Here is a 25,361-nt window from a genome sequence, read left to right on the forward strand (position 1 = left end):
ATGTCCTTTCCTCTGCTGACAGCGACAGCGGCGCTCCCGGCCATCGGGGCGATCGCCACGGCTGCCGTACCGGCCGCGAAGCGTACCGCCGCCAAGTGGCTGGCGCTGCTCTTCTCGCTCGCCACGCTCGTCCTGGCGATCGTCGTCCTGGTCCGCTTCGACCCGGGCGGCGACCGCTACCAGCTCACCGAGTCCCACGCCTGGATCGCCGACTTCGGCGTCCGCTACGAACTGGGCGTGGACGGCATCGGCGTGGCGCTCATCGCGCTGACCGCCCTGCTCATCCCGTTCATCATCCTCGCGGGCTGGCACGACGCCGACCCATTGGAGACCGGCAGCAGCCGGTGGCGGCCGACGCAGGGCTTCTTCGCGCTGATCCTGGCCGTCGAGGCGATGGTGATCCTCTCCTTCGAGGCCACCGACGTCTTCCTCTTCTACATCTTCTTCGAAGCCATGCTGATCCCGATGTACTTCCTCATCGGCGGCTTCGGGGACCGTGCCCACGAGCACGGCGAGAAGGCGGCGGCGACGCAACGCTCGTACGCGGCGGTGAAGTTCCTCCTCTACAACCTGGCCGGCGGCCTGATCATGCTGGCCGCGGTGATCGGCCTGTACGTGGTCGCCGGGAACTTCTCGCTCCAGGAGATCTCCGAGGCCCGGGCCAACGGCACGCTGGACATGGCGACCGGCACCGAACGCTGGCTGTTCCTCGGCTTCTTCTTCGCCTTCGCGGTGAAGGCGCCGCTGTGGCCGCTGCACACGTGGCTGCCCAACGCGATGCAGGAGTCGACGGCCCCGGTCGCGGTCCTCATCACGGCGGTCGTCGACAAGGTCGGCACCTTCGCGATGCTCCGCTTCTGCCTCCAGCTCTTCCCGGAGGCCAGCAAGTGGGCGACGCCCGTGATCCTCGTCCTCGCCCTGATCAGCATCATCTACGGGGCGCTGCTCGCGGTCGGCCAGCGGGACATCAAGCGGCTGGTGGCGTACGCGTCGATCTCCCACTTCGGCTTCATCATCATGGGCATCTTCGCGATGACCAGCCAGGGCCAGTCCGGCGCGACGCTCTACATGATCAACCACGGCATCTCGACGGCCGCGCTGATGCTGGTCGCGGGCTTCCTGATCTCCCGGCGCGGCTCGCGGCTCATCGCCGACTACGGCGGGGTGCAGAAGGTCGCCCCGGTGCTCGCCGGCACGTTCCTGATCGGCAGCCTCGCGACGCTCTCCCTGCCGGGACTGGCGCCGTTCGTCAGTGAGTTCCTCGTCCTGGTCGGCACGTTCACGCGCTACCCGGTGATCGGCATCATCGCCACCTTCGGCATCGTCCTCGCCGCGCTCTACACCCTCGTCCTCTATCAGCGGACGATGACGGGCCCGGTGAAACCCGAGGTCAGCGCCATGCCGGATCTCAGGGTGCGGGAACTCGTGGTGGTCGCCCCGCTGGTCGTGCTGCTGATCTTCCTGGGCGTCTACCCGAAGCCCGTCACGGACATCGTCAACCCCGCGGTGGAGCAGACCATGTCCGACGTTCAGAAGAAGGACCCCCAGCCCGAGGTGGAGGCGGCCAAGTGAGCGCATCAGCCGTCCACAGCCTGTGGACAACCGCGGCCGACCCGATCACCAAGATCGACGCGCCGAAGTTCGAGTACGGCCAGCTGGCGCCCACCCTGATCGTCGTGGGAGCGGCGATCGTCGGGATCCTGGTCGAGGCGTTCGTGCCGCGCAAATCCCGCTACTACGTCCAGATGTTCGTCTCCGTCGTCGCCCTGGCGGCCGCGTTCGCCGCGGTCGTCGCCCTCGCGGCCGACGGGTACGGCACGACCAAGGCGCGCATCGCGGCGATGGGCGCGATCGCCGTCGACGGACCGGCCCTGTTCCTGCAGGGCACGATCCTGCTCGCGGCCCTGGTCGGCCTGTTCACCTTCGCCGAGCGGCGCCTGGACCCGGTGGTCCACGGGAACCGGGTGGACTCCTTCGCCGCGCAGGCCGCGTCCGTGCCGGGCAGCGAGAGCGAGAAGGCCGCGGTCAAGGCCGGGTTCACCACCACCGAGGTGTTCCCGCTGCTGATGTTCGCCGTGGCCGGCATGCTGATCTTCCCGGCGGCCAACGACCTGCTGACGCTGTTCGTCGCCCTGGAGGTCTTCTCCCTCCCGCTGTACCTGCTGTGCGCCCTGGCCCGCCGCAAGCGGCTGATGTCGCAGGAGGCGGCGGTCAAGTACTTCCTGCTCGGCGCGTTCGCCTCCGCGTTCACCCTGTTCGGCATCGCGCTGCTGTACGGCTACGCGGGCTCGATGTCGTACGCGACGATCGCGCAGGTCGTCGACGGCACCGTCCAGGACGTCAACCCGGCGCTCGCCGACACCATGGGCAACGACGCGCTGCTGCTGGTCGGCGCCGCGCTGCTGGTCATGGGCCTGCTGTTCAAGGTGGGCGCGGTGCCGTTCCACATGTGGACCCCGGACGTCTACCAGGGCGCCCCCACCCCGGTCACCGGCTTCATGGCGGCGGCGACCAAGGTGGCGGCCTTCGGCGCGCTGCTGCGGGTGCTGTACGTCGTCCTGCCGGGCCTGCGCTGGGACTGGCGGCCGGTGATGTGGGCCGTGGCGATCGTCACCATGCTGGGCGGTGCGATCGTGGCGATCACGCAGACCGACATCAAGCGGCTGCTGGCGTACTCGTCGATCGCGCACGCCGGGTTCATCCTCGCGGGTGTCATCGCCACCACGCCCGACGGCGTCTCGTCCGTCCTCTTCTACCTGGCCGCGTACTCGTTCGTGACGATCGGCGCCTTCGCGGTGGTCACACTGGTGCGCGACGCGGGCGGTGAGGCGACGCACCTGTCCAAGTGGGCGGGGCTCGGCCGCCGCTCGCCGCTGGTGGCGGCCGTGTTCGCGGTGTTCCTGCTGGCCTTCGCGGGCATTCCGCTGACGTCCGGCTTCTCGGGCAAGTTCGCCGTGTTCAAGGCGGCGGCGGAGGGCGGGGCGGCTCCGCTCGTGGTCATCGGTGTGATCTCGTCGGCGATCGCGGCGTTCTTCTACATCCGCGTCATCGTGCTGATGTTCTTCAGCGAGCCGCGGCCCGAGGGCCCGACGGTGGCGGTGCCGTCGCCGCTGACGATGACGGCGATCGGCGTCGGTGTGGCGGTCACGCTGGTGCTCGGTGTGGCGCCGCAGTACTTCCTGGACCTAGCGGGACAGGCGGGCGTGTTCGTCCGCTAGGCCCCTCGTGCATGGGGGCGTGCAGGGGACCCGGTCTTCTTTGGAGGCCGGGTCCCTTCGCGTGTGCGTGCGGATCAGGCGGTCAGGGGCACTGCACCCGGGGGTTCCAGGGGTGGAAGGCGCCCTTGGGGTTGTCCTTGAAGATCCAGGCGCGCGGCGTGTGGACGACGCGCAGACCGGGGATCCCCTCCGGCCCGTCGAAGTGCCGGTCGCCGAACATCACCGGACGGTCCCGGTCCGTCTCCACCTTCTGGTCGGCGTCCCCGGACGATCCACTCCACGGCCCCGGCACGCAGCTTGCCGTGCTTGTCCTTGTGGTAGACGATCGCGGCCGGCTTCACCGGATCGGTGGAGTTGATCAGCCGCTGCTTGACGTAGTGGTAGCCCATGCCGCCCTGACCGGGCAGGGCGGTGCACGGCCCGGCGGGCCGATAGCCGTCTCCCATGGCGCGCTTCACGTGCTGGTAGTGGCGGGTGGCGGCGTACGTCTGGACGAGCTCGGGCCTCCGCGCCGTGGCCGTGTCCGGCGCCATGGGCGGGAGCGGCGGCGAGGGCGAGCGTGGTGATCAGGGCGAGGGCACCGGCGGCGTTGAGTGTCTCGCGGAGGGACATGTCGAGTCGCTCCTTGCGGACAGGGACGCCCGGGGCGGGCGCTCGTCAGACGGGCGCGGTGGCGCCCGCCGGGGGAGGGGCGGACGGGGGCGTGAGCCACGGGCCTCACCCGGGCCGCGTGAGCAGCTTCGCCCGGCGGGTGGGGGTGTGCCGGACGGGCCGTCCATTGCGCTGAGTCGAACGGGAGTGTGGACCGCTCCGTCTCCTCGGACGGGACCTGTGGATAACTCCGGGGCTGTCGGTGCGGGCGCCTATGGTGGACGCAGTGGTCGAGGCGCGACGCACGGGGGACGCAACGATGGGCGCGACGGGCGGGACGAGTGTGATGACGGAACGGGACACGGCGACCGGTACTGGCGAGGGATCGGGTGCCGACGGTGGCACAGCCGGGTTGCTCGGGGTCGGCGGTGGCCCGGCCGGGCCGCTCGGTGCCGACGCGAGTGAGGCGCTGACCGCGCTGCACCGGGTCTTCGGCTACGGCGCCTTCCGCGGCGAGCAGGAAGCGGTCATCGAGCACGTGATCGCCGGCGGCGACGCCGTCGTGCTCATGCCGACCGGTGGCGGAAAGTCCCTGTGCTACCAGATTCCGTCCCTGGTCAGGCCGGGTACGGGCGTGGTCGTCTCGCCGCTGATCGCCCTGATGCAGGACCAGGTGGACGCGCTGCGGGCCGCGGGCGTGCGGGCCGGGTTCATGAACTCCACGCAGGACTTCGACGAGCGCCGGACGGTGGAGGCCGAGTTCCTCGCCGGCGAGCTTGACCTGCTGTACCTGGCGCCGGAGCGGTTGCGGCTGGAGAGCACCCTCGATCTGCTCTCGCGCGGCAAGATCTCCCTCTTCGCGATCGACGAGGCGCACTGTGTCTCCCAGTGGGGCCACGACTTCCGGCCCGACTACCTGGCGCTGTCGCTGCTCGGCGAGCGCTGGCCGGACGTCCCGCGCGTCGCGCTCACGGCGACCGCCACCCGTGCGACGCACCGGGAGATCACCGAGCGGCTGAACATGCCGGCGGCCCGCCACTTCGTGGCCAGCTTCGACCGGCCCAACATCCAGTACCGGATCGTGCCCAAGGCCGACCCGAAGAAGCAGCTGCTGGCCTTCCTGCGCGAGGAGCACGCGGGCGACGCGGGCATCGTCTACTGCCTGTCGCGCAACTCCGTGGAGAAGACCGCCGAGTTCCTCAGCCGCAACGGCATCGAGGCAGTGCCCTACCACGCAGGCCTGGACGCGGGGACGCGCGCGGCCCACCAGTCCCGCTTCCTGCGGGAGGACGGCCTGGTCGTGGTGGCGACCATCGCCTTCGGCATGGGCATCGACAAGCCGGACGTGCGTTTCGTCGCCCACCTCGACCTGCCCAAGTCGGTCGAGGGCTACTACCAGGAGACGGGCCGGGCCGGTCGCGACGGGCTGCCCTCGACGGCCTGGATGGCCTACGGGCTCAACGACGTCATCCAGCAGCGCAAGCTGATCCAGTCCGGCGAGGGCGACGAGGCCTTCCGGCGGCGGGCCCAGGCCCACCTCGACTCGATGCTGGCGCTGTGCGAGACGGCCCAGTGCCGCCGGAGCCAGCTCCTCGCCTACTTCGGCCAGGACCCGGACCCGGCCGGCTGCGGCAACTGCGACACATGCCTGACCCCGCCGGAGACCTGGGACGGCACGGTCGCGGCGCAGAAGGTGCTGTCGACGGTGGTACGGCTGCAGCGGGAGCGAGGGCAGAAGTTCGGCGCGGTGCAGATCGTCGACATCCTGCTGGGCAAGCGCACCGCCAAGGTCATCCAGTTCGACCACGACCAGCTGTCGGTCTTCGGCATCGGCGAGGACCTGACCGAGGGCGAATGGCGAGGCGTCATACGGCAGTTGCTGGCCCAGGGGCTGCTCGCGGTGGAGGGCGAGTACGGCACGCTGGTGCTGACCGAGGCCAGCGGGGCAGTGCTGCGGCGGGAGCGGGAGGTGCCGCTGCGCAAGGAGCCGAAGAAGCCGGTGACCTCCCGGTCGGGCTCCTCGTCCTCCGGCTCCGGGCGGAGCGAGCGCAAGGCCAGGACGGCCGTGGCCGAGCTGCCCGAGGGGCTGCTGCCGGCGTTCGAGGCCCTGCGCGCCTGGCGGGCCGAACAGGCTCGCGAGCAGGGCGTTCCGGCGTACGTCATCTTCCACGACGCGACGCTGCGGGAGATCGCCCTGGCGTGGCCCACGTCGGTGAGCGAGCTGGGCGGCATCAGCGGGGTCGGCGAGAAGAAGCGCGCGACGTACGGGGAGGGTGTGCTGGAGGTGCTCGCGTCCCTGGGCGGACCGCCCGGGGCGGCTCCGGCGGCCGGCCCGGCTCCGGGACAGGCACCCGGCCAGGACACGCACGGGCCGGACGACTGGCCCGAGATGGACGCGGAGCCGGAGCCCGACGACTGGATATAGGGCCGAGCTCGGTACTTGTGGGCCACGACCACGGTACCGACGCCCGGCTGGCGTTCCACCAGCCCTTCGGCCCGCGGCAGGTCGAGTGCCTCGCGGACGGTGTTGTGGCTGGCGCGGTAGTCGGCCGCTAGTGCCGACTCGTGGGCAGGACGCCCTCGGCGAAGTCACCGGTGAGCAGCTGCCGGCGGAGCAGGTCGGCCAGTTGCCGGGCCCGGTCGGCGCGCAGCCGGCGCCGCGCGCGGTGGGCGGCGACGGTGGTCGCGGCGCCCTGTCCGGCGTGGTCTCGGATGCGGTCGGTCGGCATGGATCGGACCATGCCTATCCGATAGGGACATGTGGTGTAGCGGGAATGTTGCGCCACCGGGGGTGACCGGTTCCACGCCTGACCTGGGTGTTCGTGGTGCCGAAGGGCGGCTCCGCCACCGGCGGCCGTCCGGCCGGTGCGGCTACGACAGCGCCGTCAGGCCCGGCGCGAAGGCGATCAGCAGGGGCAGCAGCGGGACGAGCGCGGCCGTGGTGGTCGTCAGGGCGCGGTGCCTGCGGCCGAGCCGCGGCGGCGGTTCGAGGAGCCGGTCGACCCGCTCGCCCAGCAGCCGGTGGCTGGAGGCGCAGGACAGCACGCCGCGGTGCTGGTTGAGCTCGATCAGGGCCAGGGCCGTGGTCAGGTGGCCGCAGCGGCGGGAGGCGGTGTCGTCGGCGGCCAGCTCGACCAGGCGGTGGGTCTGGTCGCAGAAGTGGGCGAACAGCGGGACGCGGGGGAAGCCGGTGGCCAGGGCGGTGGACAGGTGCAGCAGCCAGTCGTGGCGGGCCCGGGCGTGGCCGCGCTCGTGGGTGAGGACGGCGTCCAGCTGGTGGCCGGTCAGGCGGTGCAGGGCGCCCGTGGTGACGATCAGCTGGGGCGGGCTGCCGGGCATCCACCAGGCGTCCGGGTACTCCTCCTCCAGGACCAGCACGGGCCCCTTGGCGGCGGGCAGGCCGGCCGGCAGGTCGGGGGCGCGCTCGCGCAGATGGGCGCGGGCCTGGGCGCGGCGCCTGCGCGCCTCGACGAGCTCCCGCGCGAGCATCGCGGTCGTCCAGGCCGCGCCGCAGGCCAGCAGCACGGTCAGAGCGGCGGCCCAGGGCGGTGCGGTGGACAGGTCGTACGCGGCGGTCACGGCCGGCGGCGCCGGGGCGAACAGCTGCGCGCGGACCGTGCCGAACACGGCGGCAGCGCCCCGCGCGAGAGCCGTCACGCAGCACAGCAGGACGGTGGCGACCAGGCACTGCCACACCCACAGCGCGACCACCGGTTCCCGCTCCGGCCACGAGGCCCGGGTCAGCACCCGGGGGACGGGGACGGCGGCCGTCACGGCGACAACGCTCAGCAGGAGCAGGCAGACGGTCATGGCCACGGGCTCCGGTTCCTGGTCGGAAAAGGGGCGGCTACGGGTCGTGCTGGGAAGGGCGGCCGCCGTACGCGCGGGTGCTGCGGCTGTGGTGCGCACCCGTGCGGTCGGCACCGTGCGCGCCGACGACCCGGACACCGTGAGCGGTGGCGACCGGGTCACCGTGCACGCCGGTGACGTGGTCGCCGTGCTCACCGAGGATCCGGCTGCCGTGCGCACCCGTGACCGCGACGGGCGCGGCCGACGTGCCGTGCACCGCGCGGGTACGGGCACACCGCCCGTGGCCCAGTATGACGGGCCCGGGCGGTGTGCGTCAGGAGCCGGACGCAGACGGAAAGGCCGGAAGGGCCGGAAGGGGGTGGGAGGGCCGGCAGGGCCGGAAGGGATGGGAGGGCCGGGGGCGGGCCGGCCCGGGCCGCCCGGACCGGGCACGGGGGTCAGGCCGGGACCACCCGCCCCGTCACCTCGCCCAGTCCCACGCGGACGCCGTCGGGGCCGGGCGCCCAGGCCGAGAGGGTCACCACGTCGCCGTCCTCCAGGAACGTCCGCTTGCCGTCGGGGAGTTCCAGCGGGTCGCGGCCGTTCCACGTCAGCTCCAGCAGCGAGCCGCGCTGGCGCTCCGACGGCCCGCTGACCGTGCCGGAGCCGTACAGGTCGCCCGTGCGCAGGGAGGCGCCGTTGACGGTCATGTGGGCCAGCTGCTGGGCGGCCGTCCAGTACATGGTGGAGAAGGGCGGCTCGGAGACGACGTGACCGTTGACGGCGACGCTGATCCGCAGGTCGTAGCCGCCGGGTTCCTCGTCGCCGTCGTCCAGGTAGGGCAGCAGCCGGTGCGTCCGGGCCGGAGGCGCCACGAGAGCCTCCTCCAGGGCGTCCAGCGGGGTGATCCACGCCGAGACGGAGGTAGCGAAGGACTTGCCGAGGAACGGGCCGAGCGGCACGTACTCCCAGGCCTGGATGTCCCGCGCGGACCAGTCGTTCAGCAGGCACAGGCCGAAGACGTGCTCGCGGAAGTCGCCGAGCGCCACCGGCCGGCCCATGCGGGACGGCACGCCGACGACGAAGCCGACCTCGGCCTCGATGTCCAGCCGGACGGACGGGCCGAAGACCGGGGCGGCGTCGGAGGGCGCCTTGCGCTGGCCCGAGGGGCGTACGACGTCCGTGCCGGAGACCACGACCGTGCCGGAGCGGCCGTGGTAGCCGATCGGCAGGTGCTTCCAGTTGGGGGTGAGGGAGTCCTCCGCGTCGGGCCGGAAGATCTGCCCGACGTTCCGGGCGTGGTTCTCGGAGGCGTAGAAGTCGACGTAGTCCGCGACTTCGAAGGGCAGGTGCAGCGTCACCGAGGACAGCGGGTGGAACAGTTTCTCGACGGTCTCGCGGTGGGAGGGCACGGTCACCCAGGCCGTCAGCGCCCGGCGGACGTCCGACCAGGCCGTGCGGCCCGCCGCCAGCAGCGGGTTGAGGTTCGGCCGCGCCAGCAGGGAGGCGTACGGGGAACCGAGCGCGTGGGCCGCCGCGCCCGCGTCCAGCACATGGTCGCCGAGCCGGACGCCGACGGTCCGGTGGGCGGAGCCGGGAAGGGAGAACACGCCGTACGGCAGGTTGTGCGGACCGAAGGGATCGCCCTCGGGGACTTCGAAGGGGGGCATCGGGTGCTGCCTCGCTTTCGGGTGCGCCATGTCGTCGCCACGTGTCCGTGGTCGTGCCACACGTTACGGGTGACGCACGGGTCCTGGGCAGAGTCCGAGGAGGCGAGCGGGAGGAACGGGGCAGGTGGGCCCGGGTGCGACGGGGCGGACCCGTCGGCGGTGACCGGCGCGGCGGACGGGGCCGCACATGTGTACGTGCCGGAAGTTATCCACAGGACGCGACGCAATCTTGACGGAGCGGTGCGAACGGGGCGACTCTGGGCGGGTGCCGGAAGGCCTCGGGGAGGGGGCGTTCCTACGGCACACCAGGGGGGCGGATGGCCATTGGGGAGGCCGGCCCGGGCTCGGTGCGGCATGGTTCACGGCCGAAACGGCTGGAAGAGACCATGCGCCTGCGGCTCGGCCGGGAATGTGTGTACGTACCGTCATGCCGCTTCGGGCTGTACGTGGCGCTGCGCCACTGGTGCCCGCCCGGTGGGCGTGTGCTGATGTCGCCGGTCAACGACGACGTGATCTTCTTCGTGGTGCTCGCCGCCGGACTGCGCCCGGTGCAGGCGCCGTTGAACCCGCTCGACGCGTCCATCGACATCGATGCCGTGCCGGACGAGGTGTGGGGCTCGGTGTCGGCCGTGCTCACCACGAACCTCTACGGCAACCCGGACCCGGCACCACGCCTCAGGAGCACGTGCGACGCCTTGGGCATCCCGCTGTTCGAGGACGCGGCGCACGCCATCGGCAGCCGGATCGGGGGCCGGCCGGTCGGGGCGTGGGGCGAGGCCTCCGTGTTCAGCCTGTCCAAGCACGTCGGCGCCAAGGCCGGCGGCATGCTGTCCCTCGCCGGCCCGGGGCTGCGCCGGGCCGTGGAGGAGACCCGCGCGGGGCTGCTCACCCCGGGCCGGCCCGGCTCCGAACTGGTTTTCGCCCTGCGGCCGTTCGCCGAGGCGGCGGTGCGTGGCCTGCGGCTGCGCAGGGCCGCCTGGGCCGCGATCCGGCTGCTCGGGCTGGCCGACCGCGAGGACATCCGGATGCCGCTGCGCCCGGAGGCACTCGCGCTGGCCGCCCGCGAGGCGCCCGGGCTCGACGCCCACCACCCGTGGCTGCGCGTCGACATGCACGACTACCGCCTGGAGTCCGGCCGGCTGCGGCTGGGCCGCATCGCACGCAGGCTCGACCGGCTCGACGAGGTGCTGGACGCCTGCCGGGCGGGCACGGAGCTGCTGCTGGCCACGCCCTGGGCCAAGCCGCGCGACGCCTACGGGACGCAACCGCTGTTCCGGGTCCCGCTGTTCGTCGAGGACCGGGACGCGGCGATCGCGGCCCTGGCGGAGCGGGGCGTGATCGTCGGCTACCTCTACGACCCGCCGCTGGACGACTACGCGGGCGCGGAGTTCACCGACCCCTCACCGGCCCCCGAGGCGGCCCGCTGGTTCGCCCGGCACGCGCTGCCCGTGGACCCGCTGCGGGCGCGCACGGTCATGGAGGCGCTGGAGCGGTCCGGGGCCCGTCCGGTCGACGCTCCGGGACGGCTGTCCCGGAGCGGACCGACACCGGGAGGGCTGGGGTAGTCCCGTGGCTGAGATCCAGGTGCACGAGCCCGCCACCGCGCCCGCCGGCGGCGGACCGAAGCCTGCCGACAGCGAGCACACGCACGACTCGCTGTTCAAGAACGCCTACTTCCTCATGCTCAGCACCGGCGTCTCGGCCGTGCTGGGCCTGGGTTTCTGGCTGGTGGCCGCCCGCTACTACACGGAGGAGGCCGTCGGCCAGGGCTCCGCGGCCATCGCCGCGATGCGGCTGCTGGCCAGCATCACGGCGACGACGATGATCGGCGCCGTCGTCCGCTTCGTCCCGCGCGCGGGACGGCAGACGGGACGGCTGGTCTGGGGCACGTACGTGGCCAGCTCGCTGGTCGTGGCGCTCGCCGCGGCCGTCTTCCTGCTCACGCTCGACGCGTGGGGGGCGTCGTACGCGCCGCTGGGCACGCCCATGGCCGGGGCGGTCTTCGTCGCCGCGTGCGTGGCCTGGGCGCTGCTCACCCTCCAGGACGGGGTGCTCACCGGACTGCGCAAGGCGGAGTGGGTGCCCGCCGGGAACGCGGTGTTCTCGGTCGGCAAGCTCGCCCTGCTGGCCGTCTTCGCCGGCACGCTGCCCGTCCTCGGCATCTTCGTCTCCTGGGCGGTGGCGATCGCCTTCTCCACCCTGCCGCTGGGCTGGCTGATCTTCCGCCGGCTCATCCCCCGCCAGGCGGCTGCCGACCGCGACAGGGAGCCCCCGGGGTTCCGGGACATGGGCCGCTTCCTGGCCGGGGACTCGCTGGGCGCGCTGTTCAGCCTGGCGATGATCAACCTGCTGCCGGTGATGGTCGCGGTCCGCTTCAGCGCCGCGGAGAACGGCTACTTCTACGTCGCCTACACCGTCGGCGGCACGATGGAGTTCCTGGCCATCAACATGGCCTCCTCCCTCACCGCGCACGCCTCGCACGACCCTCGCCAGCTCGCCGACGGCGTCAGGGGCGCCCTGCGGCGCATGACACTGCTGCTGGTTCCGGTGGTGCTGGTCCTCGTCCTGTTCGCCCCGTACATCCTCACGCCCTTCAGCCCCGACTACGCCGAGCACGGCTCGACGGTGCTGCGGCTGCTCGCGCTCGGCGCACTGCCCCGGGTCGTGGTGGAGCTGTACATCGGCGTACTGCGCGTCCAGGGGCGCACCGGCGTGCTCGCCGCGCTCCAGGGCACCATGTGCGCCCTGGTGCTGGGCAGCGCGACCGTGCTGTTCACACCGGCCGGGATCGCCGGGGCGGGCTGGGCGGTGCTGCTCAGCATGACTCTGATCGCCTTCGTCTCCGCGGCCGGACTGCGCGCGGCCCTGCGCCACGACGACGGCGCACCCGCCGTCCGCACACCGGCCGGCCCCTCCGACACCGCCTACGGCACCCGCTGGGCGAAACTGAACGCCACCGCCGGGTACGGCACGACCTGGGCCCGCACGGCCGCCTACCAGCCCAGGGACGGCGACCAGGACACGGTCACACTGTTCATAGGGCGCCCCGGCTACGAACGCGAGGCGCTCCAGGCGGACACGCTGGCCCTGATCGCGCGGCCGGAGGGACCCACCCGGGAACCGCCGCCGGCGCCCGCGGAGCCGCCTGGGGAGCAGGAGCCGGGGGAGCGGCGGCTCAGGGGCGCCCTGTGGAGCCTGCTCGGCGTGGCCGTGGTGTTCTTCTTCGCGCCGCTGCGGGACCTGCCGTGGCTGGACCGGGCGTCGGGCGCCGCACTGACCGGGCGTCAGCTGCTGGAGGGCCTGCCGCTGCCGTCGCTGGCGGCGGGGGGCCTGCTGCTCGTGGTGTTCACCGCCGCCGTCACGCTGTGCGCCCGGCGCGACCCCTGGCTGCCGGGGACGGCGCTGCACGCCGCCCTGCTCGCCCTGTACACCGCTCCGGTCGCCCTGGGACGGGAACCGCGGCCGGTGGACGGGGCGTTGTACGAGAAGACGGCCGGCTTCCTCGCGGACGCACTGGGGCTCGACGGGCCCGAGCCGCTGCTGCGCTGGGTGCCGCCGGTCTGCCAGCTGCTGTGCCTCGTCCCGCTGTGGCTGCTGCTCGCGCGCGCGGGCGGCCGGCTGACCTGGCCGGGGCGCTGGGGGGTTCTGTATCTCGTCGCGGTCGGCGGCTGGGTGTGGCGCGAGACGCTCGCACCCGTCGCGCCGCCGCTGCTCGCCGTCCTCGCCGTACTCGTCCTGCTCCTGCCACTGGGCCGCCGTGCCGCGTCGGCATGGGGCCCGGCCCGCCTCTCCCGCGCCACCGCCGCCCGCACAGCCGACCGAACCGCCGCCCGTCCGGCCGAGCCCACAGCCGCCCGCCCGGCCGATCGCACGGTCACCGGTCCGGCCGATCGCCCGCCCGACCGTCCAGCCGAGCACACACCCCAGCAAAGAGCCGAGCACCCAGCCGACCGACGGCCCAGCGACTGACCAGACCGAGAGCCGAACCGGCCGCACAGGGCCGCGAAGAGCCGAACCGCCAGGGGGGAACCACCGTGCGTCCGCCAGTAACGCCGAAGGAGAGATCCACGCCAGAACCCACACCAGCACGGGACGGCGCCGACACCCCCGGCACCTCCGGCAGCACCCCCGAGACCGCCAGCCAGTCCTCCAGCCCGTCGTCCTCGGAGTCGTCGAGGGCGGCACACGAGCCCGTGACGGACCTGGCCGACCTGAGCCCGGTCCGGCCGGGCCGCAGCGCGCTCGCCTGGCCCGGCCTCCCGCTGCTCGCCGCGCTCGCACTGTGGGCGTACGCCGTCCGGCACACGGACGTCTCACGGCTCGACGACTACGGCCTGGTCACCGCGCTGCACCCGGCGTTCTGGGCCGGACTGGCGGTGCTCACGGCCGGTTTCTGGTTCACGGTCCGCGATCCTCGCCGGCCGGGCGGCTGGGCGGCGGCGTACGTCCTCGGACTGCTGGTCATGGAGCGGGCCACCCAGGCCGTGCTCTACCCGACCCCGCTCTACGCCTGGGCGTGGAAGCACGACGCGGTCATCGACCACCTGCTGACGGCCGGCGGTCTGCAGACGGCCGACCAGGTCGGCGACATGGCGGTGTACGACCAGTGGCCGGGCTTCTTCGCCGCCCAGGCCGCCCTGGTGCGGCTGCTGGGGGTGGAGTCGTCGGCGATGTTCATGGCCTGGTGGCCCCTGGCCTCCAGCCTGATGCTGCTGCTCCCGCTGCTGCTGATCTACCGCACCTTCACCGAGGACCGGCGGCTGATCTGGACCGCGGTGTGGCTGTTCTACGTCGCCAACTGGGTCGGGCAGGACTACTTCTCGCCCCAGTCGGTGGCCTACGCGCTGCACGTCGGGGTCCTCGCCGTCGTCCTGCGCCGCTTCGGCCGGTCCGCCGGACGGCGCGGGCGGCCCCGGCAGGCGGTGTGGACGGTGGTGCTCACGCTCCTGATCACGGCGATCGTCATCTCCCACCAGCTCACCCCGGGCATGCTGGTCGTCTGCCTGGTCGCCCTGTGCCTGAGCCGCCGCTACCGCGACTGGGTGCCGGGGGTCACGACCGTGGTGATCTTCCTGGCCTGGTGCCTGACGGCCGCGCTGCCCTTCCTGTCCGCCGCGATGCCCGACATGATCCGCTCCGTGGGCGACGTCGGCGCCAACGTCGAGACCGGCTACGGCGCCACCCCGACCGGCACCGGAGCCATCGCGACCTCCTGGGCGGCCCGGCTGCTGTCCGGCTCGGTCCTGCTGCTCGCGGCCGTCGGGGTGCTGCGCCAGCGGGTGCTGCGCCACCGGGCCCGGCCGCTGCTGCTGATCGCGGCGGCCCCGCTGCCGATGTTCGCGGCGAGCAGCTACGGCAGCGAGATGATCTTCCGGGTGCTGCTGTTCATGCTGCCGGGGGCCGCCTTCTTCGCCGCGGCGGCGATCCTGCCCAAGGTCCGCACGCTCGCCGCCGACGCCACCGCGCGGGCGGCGGACGGCCGGCGGCCCGCCCCCGTCCCCGTCGGCCGCCTGCGGGCCGGCGGCTGGGTGCCGCTGGCCGCGCTGCTCGGCGGCACGCTGGCGTTCGTGCCGGCCTACTCCGGCAAGGACCGGATCAACTACTTCCCGCCACAGGAAGTCGCCCTCGTGCGACAGCTGTTCGACCAGGCGCCCGACGGCTCGCTCGTCGTGGCCGCCAACCGCAACTACCCGCTCGCCTACGACTCCTACTGGAGCGTCGGCCACTACTGGTTCCTGGACGACGCCCGCAGCCATGTCGACCGGATCGTGCGGGACCCGGCCGCCACCCTCGCCGCCGACATGGCCGGGGTGGAGCGGCCGGCCCGGGCCTACTTCCTGCTCACCCGGGGGCAGCTGGCCAACTCCGAGATGAACGGGCAGCTCACCAGGGCGCAGCTGGGCCGCGTACGGGACTCGGTGGCCGCCTCACCGCGGTTCCGGCTCGTCGCGGAGAACGGCGCCGGATGGCTCTACGAACTGAGGCGGGCGGGGGGAGCGGAACGATGACACCGCAGGAACTCGTGGTCCGGATGCTGCCGCCGTTCGGCGGGTGGCTGGCGCTCGCCGCGCTCGCGCTGCCCGGCGGATCGCCGCTGCGGGGCGCCGCGGTCGTGCTCTTCCTGGCGGCGGGCCCGGGCGCGGCCCTGGTCAGGGTCTGCGCCCCCGCGTTCGCGGCGCGCCCCGCGGAAGGACCCGTCGAGCGCCGGGACCCCGACTTCGCCCGCCACTCCGACCTGCTGGAACGGTGGATGCTGACGCTGTTGCTGAGCATCGTCGCCGTGATGCTCGTGGCGACCGTGCTGATCGCCACGCACACCTTCAGCGCGCAGCGGGTGCTGCTGACGCTGACGCTGCTGACCACACTCGCCGCGTTCTGTCCGCCGCTGCGCGCCTCCCCGCCGGCTCGGACGACACCGAGGACACCGAAGGGTTCCGCTCCGTGAGGTTCAACCGTCCCCACCGTCCCTCTCGCCGTGACCACCACGCGACGGGACAGCACCGCAGGCCACCGCAGGAGGAGCGGCGGGGCGCCGACCCGCTGGCGTCGAGCCGGCGCCGTCTGCTGATCACGTCGGCGACGGTCGTCAGCGCAATCCTGGTCGCCGTCCTCGCCCTGCGGGACGCCGCCGGGCCGCAGGACCAGGGAGCGGCCGGTGCCGGGGCGGACTGCCGCCCCACGGAACTCCTGGAACCGCCCTGCGGCGCCTGGTTCGGCGCGTTCGTGCCGCACGAGCGGGACGATCTGCCGGAGAAGGTGCGCGCCTACGAGGAGCGCGTCGGCCGCCCGCTCGACATCGTGTACACGTACCACGACATGTCGCTGCCCGAGGGCACCCGGCGCGAGGGCCAGCTGCTCACGCCGGAGGAACAGCGTGTCGGCGAGGACCACCTGCTGCTGCTCTCCTGGGAGAGCAAGTGGTGGGGCGGTACGAAGCGGCAGCAGCCGACCTGGAAGCAGATCGCCGCCGGCGAGCTGGACGAGAAGGTCATCGACGTCCAGGCCCGGCGCATCAAGGACTACGGCAGGAAGGTGTTCCTCTCCTTCGACCTGGAGATGGACACCCGCACCCCGGCCAACGGCACGCCCGCCGAGTTCGTGCAGGCCTACCGGCACATCCACGACCGGTTCCGCGAGCTGGGCGTCGACAACGTGGTGTGGACGTGGATCACCACCGGGTACCTCGACCACGGCGACGCGATCAGGAAGATGTATCCCGGCGACGAGTACGTCGACTGGATCGGCTACAACCAGTACAACTACTACCGCTGCCACAACACCGGCTGGCTCACCTTCGCGCAGACGCAGGACGCCACGCACGAGTGGATCCGGAAGAACATCTCCGACGACAAGCCGCTGATGCTCTCCGAGTTCGGCACGGCGGCGGACCCGGCCCGCCCGCAGCGGCAGGCCGAGTGGTACGCGCAGGTGCCCGGAGTGCTGAAGGGCCTGGAGGGCGTGAAGGCGGCCCTCCAGTGGAACTACCGCGACCCCGGACGGCACTGCAACCTCGCCCTGGCCAACGACGCGGCCTGGGACAGCCTGCGCGAGGCAGTCGCCGATCCGTATCTGAACCAGCCGCTGAAGTAACCGGGGCGACCGCGTCAGCCGGCGAACTCGGGCCCGCGCACCCGCCCGCGGGCCCGCCGGTACCACCGCCAGGCGATCGTCTTCGGCCCGTCCCGGTACGGCGCGACCCGCGCGCCCGTCCCGGCCAGCCAGCCCTCGACGTCGGCGACGGTGTGGCCGTGGCGGACGATGAGCCGGGCGATGCGGTACCGCTCGTCGTGGCCGGAGCTGAGGGCGTGGCGGACGGCGGTCGCCGTCTCGTAGCCGGCCCGGACCGACATGGCGCGCACGCGCGGGCTGTTGTAGCCGTGCGGGTAGGCGAGATGCCGGACCTCGTGCCCGAGGGCGTCCTCCAATACGGCCTTGGAGGTGCGCAGTTCGTAGGCCAGGTCCTTCGCGGACAGCGTGTCGAGCTGCGCGTGCGTCACCGTGTGACTGCCGATCTCCATGCCGGAACGTTCCAGCTCCGTCACGCCCGCCAGGGTCATCATCGGGGCGGGCGGCAGCAGACTGCGGCCGCCCGGGACGATGGCGCCGGTGGTGAGATAGGCGGTGGCGGGCAGCGTCCGCTCGGCCAGCGCCTCGGCGGTGGGGCCGGGCAGATCGGCGAACCCGTCGTCGAAGGTGAGCAGCACGGGCCGGGGCGGCAGGGGTGCCCGCCCGGCCAGGTGATCGGCGACCGCGCTGATAGTGACGGGCGTACGCCCACTGCGCACCACGGCGTCCAGATGCGCGGCGAACTGCGCGGGCGTGACCGTGAACTCGGCGATCCAGCCCGGCGGGTCGTCCATCACGGAGTGGTACAGGAAGACGGGGATGACCGTGGAGCCGGCCTCGTCGGCCGGGCCCGCCGTGGAGCCGGGCTCACCGGCCGCGCCCGCCGTGGAGCCGGCCTCATCAACCGCCTCCACGGAGGGCTCACCCCGCGTGAGCGGGAGGTGCTGGGGCTGATGGCCGAGGGGCGGACGAGCTAAGCGATCGCCCGCCGTGGAGCCGGCCCCGCCGGCCGCCTCCGCCGGGGCTCGGGTCACACCATCGTGGACACCAACGTGGACCCCGCCCTCGCGCGCACGGCCGGTGTCCGCCGGGGCTATCGGCCCCTCACCGTCCCGCGTCCCCCGCTCCGCCCGGCCTCTGCCTTCCCCCTGGCCCTCGCCACGCGTACTCGCACTCGCCGGAGTCTTCATCCCGCCCCCCGCACACTCGCGCGCAGCGCCCGCCGCGCCTTCAGATAGCCGACCGGTCCGTACACCATCCCCCTGCGCTGCAGGCGCGACAGGCGCCGTGGCCAGGGATGGGTGCGTGCGTCGTGATCGCCCGGCATGCCGCCGGCGGTCTCCTCCGTCGCGCGGGCCGCCGTCAGCGACCGGGCGTGTGCCAGGCCGCGCGGCAGCCGCGCGAGGAACGCCGGCAGCAGCGCGGGCCGGTTCACCAGCACCGCGGTGAGATACGCCGTGAGGCCGGCGCCGTAGCCGTACGCCTGGGTCTCCAGGTCCCGCCAGGTCTCCCGGTGGTGGTGCCAGACCAGGGCGTACGGCGTGTAGCGCAGCCGGTATCCCTCGGCCAGGACCCGGACGAAGCCGTAGAGGTCGTCACCGCCCCGGGCGGCCGTTCCCGCTCCGGTCGCCGGGTCGAAGCCGCCGACGCGGCGCAGGACCTCCGTACGGAACGCCATGTTCGCGCCCGAGCCGAACCGCCCCGCCGTGAACGGGAACAGCGGCTCGTCGACCGGCGGGTCCGCCGGATCGTACGTCCTTGGAGTGAAGCCTTTCGCGAAGCCGCCGTGGCTCTCCAGGAGCACCTGGGCGGGTGTCGTCAGCCGCGCGGGCAGGATCAGCCCGGTGCCGCACCCCAGTGCGGCGTCGGCGGCGAAGGGCGCGGTCAGCTCGGTCAGCCAGCGCGGGTCGGCCACCACGTCGTCGTCCGTGAAGGCGACCACCTCGCCCCGCACGGCGGCCAGACCGGCGTTGTGCGCGACCGCGAGGCCGGGCACCGGCTCGCACACGTACCGCACGCGCTCGGCGTACTTCCGCTCGACCAGCTCCCGCGTCTCGCGGGTCACGGGCGCGTTGTCGACCACGACGATCTCGAACCGCGGATGGTCCTGGGCCAGCAGCGAGTCCAGCGCCCGGGCCAGTTGCCCGGCCCGCTCCCGGGTGGCCACGACGACACTGGCGTACGGCGGCTCCACCGGCGCGGCGGCCTCCGCCGCGGCGCACTCCGCCCGCGCCCGGGCCGCCAGCACGGCCCGCGGATCCGCCCCCTCCGGGACCTGCGCGAGCAGTGTGCCCACCGGGCGGCCACCCCGTCTGACCAGGGCGAACACCTCGCCGTGGGTCACCGGCGGGCTCCCCGGGCCGGGTCTGAGCACCGCCTCCTCGCCGTCCAGGTCCAGCTCGGCGACCTGTACGGCACCGATGGCCAGGAACCGCCGTATCTCCTCCCGCGCACGCGCCGAACGGGCCATGCGCCCTCCCCCCTCGTCGTCAGGTACGGCGCAGCCGGGCCGCGCCCTTCAGGGTCCGCGCGGCCAGCGCCGCGAGGCGCGGCCGGCCGCGGACGAAGCTGTGCGCGCGGCGCGCCGGCTCGCGGCTCAGCCAGTGCAGCGCCGCGCCCGCCCCAGGCCGGGTCACCGCGCCCTCGTACACGGGCAGTTCGCCCGTCTTCAGCGCGTCCTTGTACTCGGCCGCGCCCCGCCCCAGGTCGAGCGTGCCGATGCCCGCGGCCGCCGCCGCCTCGGCCATGCGCAGGTGCAGCACCAGACCGGGCGAGAACTTCGCGAACTCCGGCTCGTAGGCCGGGAACCAGCAGGCCAGCACCGACGCCGAGCGCAGCCCGAAGTGCGCGGCGACGGGCCGGCCGCCCGCGTACAGCACGGACAGCGTGCCGCTGCACTCCGGGGCCCGGGTGCGGGCCAGGTGCCCGACGAGCCGGGTGATCCACTCCTGCGCGAACCGGTCCCTGCGGCCTGTCCTGCGGTACTGCGCCGACTTCCACTCCATGAGCGTGCGCAGCGCGGCCGGGTCGCGTTCGTCGAACACGAACCGCACCTCGCCGGCCTGCCGGGCCAGCCTGCGCTCCTTGGCCAGGGTGGTCTTCAGGAACTTGGGCGACTGGGCGCGCAGCACCGACTCGTAGGTCTCGTAGCCCTTCTCCACGTCGACGACGTAGGTGGCGTGCTCCTCCGCCGCGTACCGGACGAACAGCCGCTGCTCCGCCTCCAGGTTGTCGAAGGCGAAGGACGACAGCGAGCAGGCCCGCAGCAGTTCGCCCGTCTCCAGGTCCAGGCCGGGCCGCAGGATCGCGCCCTGCGCGTCCGAGACCCCGAGCCCGATGGCGCGGCCCTGTCCCAACGGGCCGCGTTCATAGGGCAGGAAGCCGACCGGCTCCGGGCCCTCGTGGACCACCGCGACCCGGGCCCGCGGCCTCACCAGACCGACGGCCTCGGTGAACTCCGGTTCCATGAAAGGGCTGCGCGGTGCCTCCGAGGCGGCGCGCAGCGCGCGCCAGCGCTCCCTCTCCCCCTCGCCGAGCTCCCCGGGCCCGGCCACGCGAATGCGCCCACTGCTCAACCCGACCCCCCGATCAAGTCCCGCTGGACACTTGGAAGGTACCGCTCGATGCGGCCTCTCGGGTAGGTAGCGGACCATGTTGTTGCCAACTGGTGCAGAGGCCCTCAACCGGGCAATCGGCGTGTGCCGCGCGATGAAACGAAGGGGCGCGTTGTCCGTATTCTCTGATCATGGCCGCACCCCTCGCATATTCACTCATCGCCACCGACCTGGACGGGACGCTGCTGCGCGGCGACGACACCCTGTCCGACCGGTCCCTCGCCGTGCTCGCGCGGGTGGCGGACGCCGGTGCCCAGCACCTCGTGGTGACGGGCCGCCCGGCGCCGAGAGTGCGGCCGCTCCTGGACGACCTGGGGTGCACGGGGCTCGCGGTGTGCGGGCAGGGCGCGCAGGTGTACGACGCCGGCGCGAACCGGATGCTGTGGTCCGTCACGCTGGACCGGGAGCTGGCCGAGACGGCCATCGGGAAGATCGAGGCCGAGGTGGGGGAGGTGTACGCGGCGGTCGACCAGGACGGGGTCGACGGGCTCACGCTCATCGAGCCGGGGTATCTCATGCCGCACCCGACGCTGCCCGCGGTGCGGGTCGACCGGCGCGACGAGCTGTGGGGTGAGCCGATCAGCAAGGTGCTGCTGCGCCACCCCTGCCTGTCGGACGACGAACTGGCGGCGACGGCCCGCTCGGTGGTGGGTTCACTGGCGACGGTGACGATGTCGGGGCCCGGCACGGTCGAGCTCCAGCCGTGCGGTGTCACCAAGGCGACGGGGCTGGCGCTGGCCGCCGAGCACCTGGGGCTGCGGCCCGCGGACACCATCGCCTTCGGTGACATGCCCAACGACATCCCGATGTTCGACTGGGCGGCGCACGGCGTCGCGATGGCCAACGGTCATCCCGAACTCAAGGCCGTGGCCGACGAGATCACGCTGTCGAACGAGGACGACGGCATCGCCGTCGTCCTCGAACGACTGCTGGGCGGGACGGCTCAGTACGGACCGTTGACGTTGTCGATCGAGCCGTAGCGGTCGGCCGCGTAGTTGCAGGCCGCCGTGATGTTGGCGACCGGGTCGTACGGGTCGTAGGGGGTGCCGGGCACGTGGTAGGCGGCGAAGGTCGGGTCGATGACCTGGAGCAGGCCCTTGGACGGGGTGCCCTTGGCGGCGTTCGAGTCCCAGTTGTTGATCGCCTGCGGGTTGCCCGACGACTCTCGCATGATGTTGCGGTAGATGCCGTCGTACGAGCCCGGGATGCCCTTCTGGGCCATGATGTCCAGCGCCTCGCGGATCCATCCGTCGAGGTTGTTCGCGTAGGTCTTCGCGGCGGCCGGGGTGGCCTGCGTGACGCCACCGGCCGGCTTGGCCGGGGTGGCCGACTGCGTCGCCTTCTTCGGGGCGACGGCCTTGGTGGTCCCGACCTTCAGCTTCAGACCCGGGCGGATCAGCTTCGGGTCGTCACCGACGGCGGCGCGGTTGTCCTGGTACAGCCGCTTCCAGCCGCCGGAGACGTCGTACTTCTCGGCGATGCGGTAGAGCGAGTCGCCCTTGACCACGGTGTACGTGAGCGACTTGGCGGGCTGGGCCGCCTGCGCCACGGTCAGCGCGGCCGGGGCGCTCTGGGGCTCCGCGGCGCTCGCCTGCGTCGCGCCGAGGAGCGGCAGGGTCAGTGCCGCTCCACCGGTGCCGACGGCGACGACACCACGGGTGATCGGGTTCCTTGCGGGGCGACGGTGCTTACCTCGTCCGGGCATGGCGATATTCCTCTCCGGCGCCTGCGAGGTGAGCTGTCGGGTTCGGGCCGGGAGGTGCCCGGCCGCACACGGCGTGCTGCTGTCGTGCGCGGCTTCACCCCGAGCCGTTCCGCTGTCGTGCGGACCGGCGACTTACCTGGGTCCCCCGCTCCTGCCCTGCGTGAGTGAGTCGGTGTGTGTGGGGAGTCCGGGCGGCGGCAGGATTCGGCGGTCCGCCGGACTGGGCCGGAACGTATGCGAGAGCACATGCCGGGAACAAGCACCGGAGTCACACGAGGTGCTGTTTGACCTTGGTCAGGGTGGAATGGGCCGCTTGATCCTTTGCGCGAGCCAAGCCTCAACTCGCTTTCGGTGAAAGGCGTAACCACTCGATGCGCCGGCAGTGCCGCGGAAGGGTCGAAGTGATTCAATTCACTGATCGCGACCCGGGGCGCAATGTCCCGCAAGAGGAATTTGCTTCGCCAATGCCGCAAATCTCGCATAGGTCGCGAATTCCCGGTAAGTCGGAACATTTCTGTTCTTATGGGCTGATCGAAAACATTGCGGTCGTGATCGGATACCACCCGGCCTGTAACCATGGGCGCTGGCGGTGATCGAAACGTGACCGGATACGCTGACTCGAGTGATGGCAGCGACCTATCGACAATCCGCGTAAGCACCGGCAGACACCAGCAGACAGGAGACCCCTCGTGACCGACGTCGGGCCATTCGGGCTGAGCGTGCGGGACCAGGCTCTGGAGGCCGATGTCCAGGCCGGACTGGCGGCTGTCGAGGAAGGCCTGCTAGAGGCCACCAAGAGTGCGGTGCCCTTCATCACGGAGGCCGCCCAGCACCTGGTACGGGCCGGCGGCAAGCGGTTCCGGCCGCTGCTCGTGATGCTCGCCGCCCAGTTCGGCGACCGGCACGCACCCGGCATCGTGCCGTCGGCCGTCGTCGTGGAGCTGACGCACCTCGCCACGCTGTACCACGACGACGTGATGGACGAGGCCGCCGTGCGCCGCGGGGTGGACAGCGCCAACACCCGCTGGGGCAACTCCGTCGCGGTCCTCACCGGCGACTTCCTCTTCGCGCGCGCCTCGCACATCCTGGCCGACCTCGGTCCGGAGGCGGTACGGGTGCAGGCCGAGGCGTTCGAGCGGCTGGTGACCGGCCAGATCCTGGAGACGGCCGGACCGCAGGACGGCCGTGACCCGGTCGAGCACTACCTGGACGTGCTGGGCGGCAAGACCGGCTCGCTGGTGGCGGTCTCGTGCCGGTTCGGCGCGATGATGTCCGGCGCCGACGATACGGTCGTGGACGTGCTGACCCAGTACGGCGAGCGGCTCGGCGTCGCCTTCCAGCTCGCCGACGACGTCCTGGACATCGCCTCCGACTCCCACGAGTCCGGCAAGACCCCCGGCACCGACCTGCGCGAGGGCATCCCGACCCTGCCGGTGCTGCGGCTGCGCGAGCGGGCGGCCCGGCTCGGGCTCGCCGAGGACGTCGCCCTGTGCGAGCTGCTGGACTCCGACCTGACCGACGACGACCGGCACGCCGAGGCCCTGCGCCTGCTGCGCGCCCACCCGGCGCTCGAACAGGCCCGCCGGGACACCGTCCGCTACGCCGAGGACGCCCGCTCGGCACTGGCACCGCTGCCCGCATGCGCCGCCAAGACGGCGCTCGTGGAGCTGTGCGACGCCGTGGTGCACCGGGCCGGCTGACCGCCCGCCGCCCCCCGACCCCTACGGGTCGGGGGAGAAGCCGCCCCTGCGTGTCATACCCCAGCAGTACGCGGAGTTGAGTCCGGGGTCTGACGTATCTGCCTGGCCGATTTGGTCAGATGGAAACCACGGAAAACACCACTCCTCACCCGTTCGGGTGAGAATGGCGGCTCAGGGACGAGTGCGTGCACGACACGGACAGCCGCCGCCGACCACGGAGGTAAGGCACACATGGCACCGTACGCATCCGACGACAGCACGACCGGCGGGGAGGTCGACGAGCAGCACTCCCGGCGGCGCAAGGCCGCGCGGTACGTCGTCCCGGTGACGGTGGTGGGGGTGGCGGCCGCGACGATCGGCCTGGTCCCCGCACTCGCCGACTCCGGTGACCCCGACCTTCCCAAGATCACCGCACAGCAGCTCATCCAGAAGATCGCCGAGTCGGACACCGAGCAGCTCTCCGGCACGGTGAAGATCAGCACCGACCTCGGCCTGCCGAACCTCGGCGGGCTGGAGTCCGGCCTGCTGTCCGGCGCCGCCGGCCGGGGGGAGGACGGCTCCTCCGCCGACCCGACGGCCAAGCTCACCGAACTGGCCTCCGGCACGCACACCCTGCGCGTTGCCGCCGACGGCCCCGACCGGCAGAAGCTGTCGCTGCTGGAGAACGCCGCCGAGTACAGCATCGTCCACAACGGCAAGGACGTCTGGGCCTACGACAGCAAGTCCAACGAGGTCTACCACGGCACCGCCTCCGACGGCCCGGCGCACGAGAAGGAGCAGCAGCCGCCGGCCACGCCGAAGGACTTCGCCGAGGAGGCCCTGAAGGCCGTCGACGACACGACCTCCGTGACCGTGGACGGCACCGCCCAGGTCGCCGGCCGGGACGCCTACAAGCTGCTCGTCAAGCCGAAGCAGTCCGGCTCGACGGTCGGCGCGATCACCGTCGCCGTGGACGCGCGGACGGGCACGCCGCTGAAGTTCACGCTGACCCCGGCGAGCGGCGGCGCCGCCGTCGTCGACGCGGGCTTCACCCAGGTCAGCTTCGCCAAGCCGGCCGCCTCGACCTTCGACTTCACCCCGCCGAAGGGCGCGAAGGTCACCGAGGAGAAGGACTTCGGCAAGGACTTCGGCAAGGAGTTCGAGAAGGGCGAGGCGCGCGGGCACGCGGAGAAGGCCCCGAAGTCCGGTGAGCACCTCGGCAAGGGCCCCGAGGGCATGAAGACCATCGGCGAGGGCTGGAACGCCATAGCGACCTTCGACACCGGCGGCGAGGGCGTGCCCTCGGGTGAGGCCGGCGGCGAGTTCGGCGGCTTCATCGACTCGCTCGGCGACAAGGTCACCGGCGGCTTCGGCTCGGGCACGGTCTTCTCGACCCGCCTGATCAACGCCCTGGTCACCGACGACGGCAAGGTCTACGTGGGCGCCGTCACCAAGGACGCGCTCGTGAAGGCGGCCGACGCCGGGAAGTGAGTCCCGTACGCGCGCGGGGCCCCGGCCCCGCACCGCGC

19 protein-coding genes, 1 pseudogene and 1 riboswitch are annotated in these 25,361 nt (G+C 72.6%); of the genes and pseudogenes, 11 read left to right on the forward strand and 9 right to left on the reverse strand.

Features of this window, described 5'->3' with window-relative positions:
• Both ABTZ58_RS26690 and nuoN read left to right on the forward strand, forming a co-directional pair.
• Entirely contained in the window at positions 1-1,572 is a 1,572-nt protein-coding gene (locus ABTZ58_RS26690; protein ID WP_351361599.1) for an NADH-quinone oxidoreductase subunit M, read from the forward strand.
• Positions 1,569-3,218 carry an NADH-quinone oxidoreductase subunit NuoN gene (gene nuoN, locus ABTZ58_RS26695; protein ID WP_351361602.1) on the forward strand — a complete coding sequence of 550 codons (1,650 nt, stop codon included), beginning with the start codon at positions 1,569-1,571 and terminating at the stop codon, positions 3,216-3,218. The genes ABTZ58_RS26690 and nuoN overlap by 4 nt, the downstream gene beginning before the upstream one ends.
• Positions 3,219-3,300: 82 nt before the next feature.
• On the opposite strand, the gene ABTZ58_RS26700 is transcribed toward nuoN, so the two are convergent.
• The gene (locus ABTZ58_RS26700; RefSeq protein ID WP_351361604.1) at positions 3,301-3,510 is read right to left on the reverse strand and encodes a hypothetical protein; all 210 of its coding nucleotides are present in this window, start codon (positions 3,508-3,510) and stop codon (positions 3,301-3,303) included.
• A 645-nt stretch (positions 3,511-4,155) separates the two neighbouring features.
• Between ABTZ58_RS26700 and recQ the strand changes: the two genes are divergently transcribed.
• A complete protein-coding gene (recQ, locus tag ABTZ58_RS26705) occupies positions 4,156-6,234 on the forward strand; it encodes a DNA helicase RecQ (RefSeq protein WP_351361607.1) in 2,079 nt (692 codons plus the stop codon).
• Between the two features lie 11 nt (positions 6,235-6,245).
• Here the strand turns inward: recQ and ABTZ58_RS26710 are convergent.
• The 4 genes and pseudogenes from ABTZ58_RS26710 to fahA all read right to left on the reverse strand — a co-directional run.
• Positions 6,246-6,550: pseudogene (locus ABTZ58_RS26710) on the reverse strand (winged helix-turn-helix domain-containing protein); the annotation flags it as partial.
• 130 nt (positions 6,551-6,680) lie between these two features.
• Positions 6,681-7,619, reverse strand: a complete 939-nt coding sequence (locus ABTZ58_RS26715) for a M56 family metallopeptidase (RefSeq protein ID WP_351361691.1) — start codon at positions 7,617-7,619, stop codon at positions 6,681-6,683.
• A 37-nt stretch (positions 7,620-7,656) separates the two neighbouring features.
• Positions 7,657-7,875 carry a hypothetical protein gene (locus ABTZ58_RS26720; protein WP_351361610.1) on the reverse strand — a complete coding sequence of 73 codons (219 nt, stop codon included), beginning with the start codon at positions 7,873-7,875 and terminating at the stop codon, positions 7,657-7,659.
• 181 nt (positions 7,876-8,056) lie between these two features.
• A complete protein-coding gene (gene fahA, locus ABTZ58_RS26725; RefSeq protein ID WP_351361612.1) occupies positions 8,057-9,268 on the reverse strand; it encodes a fumarylacetoacetase in 1,212 nt (403 codons plus the stop codon).
• Positions 9,269-9,585: 317 nt separating this feature from the next.
• On the opposite strand from fahA, the gene ABTZ58_RS26730 reads away from it, so the two are divergent.
• From ABTZ58_RS26730 to ABTZ58_RS26750, 5 genes are all read left to right on the forward strand, one after another.
• The gene (locus ABTZ58_RS26730; protein WP_351361615.1) at positions 9,586-10,833 is read left to right on the forward strand and encodes a DegT/DnrJ/EryC1/StrS family aminotransferase; all 1,248 of its coding nucleotides are present in this window, start codon (positions 9,586-9,588) and stop codon (positions 10,831-10,833) included.
• A gap of 4 nt (positions 10,834-10,837) precedes the next feature.
• Complete coding sequence (locus ABTZ58_RS26735) at positions 10,838-13,237, forward strand: lipopolysaccharide biosynthesis protein (RefSeq protein WP_351361618.1); 2,400 nt, start codon at positions 10,838-10,840, stop codon at positions 13,235-13,237.
• Positions 13,238-13,461: 224 nt separating this feature from the next.
• The gene (locus ABTZ58_RS26740; RefSeq protein WP_502996127.1) at positions 13,462-15,276 is read left to right on the forward strand and encodes a glycosyltransferase; all 1,815 of its coding nucleotides are present in this window, start codon (positions 13,462-13,464) and stop codon (positions 15,274-15,276) included.
• Entirely contained in the window at positions 15,273-15,713 is a 441-nt protein-coding gene (locus ABTZ58_RS26745; protein ID WP_351361623.1) for a hypothetical protein, read from the forward strand. Before ABTZ58_RS26740 ends, ABTZ58_RS26745 begins: the two co-directional genes overlap by 4 nt.
• Positions 15,710-16,858: a glycosyl hydrolase gene (locus tag ABTZ58_RS26750; RefSeq protein ID WP_351361626.1), complete on the forward strand. Its 1,149-nt coding sequence runs from the start codon at positions 15,710-15,712 to the stop codon at positions 16,856-16,858. The genes ABTZ58_RS26745 and ABTZ58_RS26750 overlap by 4 nt, the downstream gene beginning before the upstream one ends.
• Positions 16,859-16,872: 14 nt before the next feature.
• Here ABTZ58_RS26750 and ABTZ58_RS26755 read toward each other — a convergent pair whose 3' ends face one another.
• The 3 genes from ABTZ58_RS26755 to ABTZ58_RS26765 form a co-directional block, all read right to left on the reverse strand.
• On the reverse strand, positions 16,873-17,628 hold the full coding sequence (locus ABTZ58_RS26755; protein ID WP_351361694.1) for a polysaccharide deacetylase family protein: 756 nt from the start codon (positions 17,626-17,628) through the stop codon (positions 16,873-16,875).
• Between the two features lie 392 nt (positions 17,629-18,020).
• Positions 18,021-19,304, reverse strand: coding sequence for a glycosyltransferase family 2 protein (locus ABTZ58_RS26760; protein ID WP_351361629.1), 1,284 nt, complete (start codon positions 19,302-19,304; stop codon positions 18,021-18,023).
• Between the two features lie 19 nt (positions 19,305-19,323).
• Positions 19,324-20,409 (reverse strand): GNAT family N-acetyltransferase, encoded by a 1,086-nt coding sequence (locus ABTZ58_RS26765; protein WP_351361632.1) that lies wholly within the window; start codon positions 20,407-20,409, stop codon positions 19,324-19,326.
• Positions 20,410-20,579: 170 nt separating this feature from the next.
• Here ABTZ58_RS26765 and ABTZ58_RS26770 point away from each other — a divergent pair, with 170 nt between their 5' ends.
• On the forward strand, positions 20,580-21,428 hold the full coding sequence (locus tag ABTZ58_RS26770; protein WP_351361635.1) for an HAD family hydrolase: 849 nt from the start codon (positions 20,580-20,582) through the stop codon (positions 21,426-21,428).
• On the opposite strand, the gene ABTZ58_RS26775 is transcribed toward ABTZ58_RS26770, so the two are convergent.
• Positions 21,392-22,153 (reverse strand): transglycosylase SLT domain-containing protein, encoded by a 762-nt coding sequence (locus ABTZ58_RS26775; protein WP_351361638.1) that lies wholly within the window; start codon positions 22,151-22,153, stop codon positions 21,392-21,394. The genes ABTZ58_RS26770 and ABTZ58_RS26775 overlap by 37 nt on opposite strands.
• A gap of 3 nt (positions 22,154-22,156) precedes the next feature.
• Positions 22,157-22,338: riboswitch (cyclic di-AMP (ydaO/yuaA leader) on the reverse strand.
• A 504-nt stretch (positions 22,339-22,842) separates the two neighbouring features.
• Between ABTZ58_RS26775 and ABTZ58_RS26780 the strand changes: the two genes are divergently transcribed.
• Together ABTZ58_RS26780 and ABTZ58_RS26785 are read left to right on the forward strand one after the other, a co-directional pair.
• Complete coding sequence (locus tag ABTZ58_RS26780) at positions 22,843-23,853, forward strand: polyprenyl synthetase family protein (protein ID WP_351361641.1); 1,011 nt, start codon at positions 22,843-22,845, stop codon at positions 23,851-23,853.
• 231 nt (positions 23,854-24,084) lie between these two features.
• Positions 24,085-25,323, forward strand: a complete 1,239-nt coding sequence (locus ABTZ58_RS26785) for a LolA family protein (RefSeq protein WP_351361644.1) — start codon at positions 24,085-24,087, stop codon at positions 25,321-25,323.
• Positions 25,324-25,361 lie beyond the last annotated feature (38 nt).

The organism is Streptomyces sp. NPDC094143, assembly GCF_040303825.1.
Lineage (GTDB): Bacteria > Actinomycetota > Actinomycetes > Streptomycetales > Streptomycetaceae > Streptomyces.

Excerpts from the sequence above, each read along its gene's own strand:
- ABTZ58_RS26775 (WP_351361638.1), bottom strand. The coding sequence starts at position 22,153 with ATGCCCGGACGAGGTAAGCACCGTCGCCCCGCAAGGAACCCGATCACC.
- ABTZ58_RS26755 (WP_351361694.1), bottom strand. The coding sequence starts at position 17,628 with ATGGACGACCCGCCGGGCTGGATCGCCGAGTTCACGGTCACGCCCGCG.
- ABTZ58_RS26715 (WP_351361691.1), bottom strand. The coding sequence starts at position 7,619 with ATGACCGTCTGCCTGCTCCTGCTGAGCGTTGTCGCCGTGACGGCCGCC.
- recQ (WP_351361607.1), top strand. The coding sequence starts at position 4,156 with ATGACGGAACGGGACACGGCGACCGGTACTGGCGAGGGATCGGGTGCC.
- ABTZ58_RS26785 (WP_351361644.1), top strand. The coding sequence starts at position 24,085 with ATGGCACCGTACGCATCCGACGACAGCACGACCGGCGGGGAGGTCGAC.
- ABTZ58_RS26760 (WP_351361629.1), bottom strand. The coding sequence starts at position 19,304 with ATGGCCCGTTCGGCGCGTGCGCGGGAGGAGATACGGCGGTTCCTGGCC.
- ABTZ58_RS26730 (WP_351361615.1), top strand. The coding sequence starts at position 9,586 with ATGGCCATTGGGGAGGCCGGCCCGGGCTCGGTGCGGCATGGTTCACGG.
- ABTZ58_RS26690 (WP_351361599.1), top strand. The coding sequence starts at position 1 with ATGTCCTTTCCTCTGCTGACAGCGACAGCGGCGCTCCCGGCCATCGGG.
- ABTZ58_RS26770 (WP_351361635.1), top strand. The coding sequence starts at position 20,580 with ATGGCCGCACCCCTCGCATATTCACTCATCGCCACCGACCTGGACGGG.
- ABTZ58_RS26745 (WP_351361623.1), top strand. The coding sequence starts at position 15,273 with ATGACACCGCAGGAACTCGTGGTCCGGATGCTGCCGCCGTTCGGCGGG.
- fahA (WP_351361612.1), bottom strand. The coding sequence starts at position 9,268 with ATGCCCCCCTTCGAAGTCCCCGAGGGCGATCCCTTCGGTCCGCACAAC.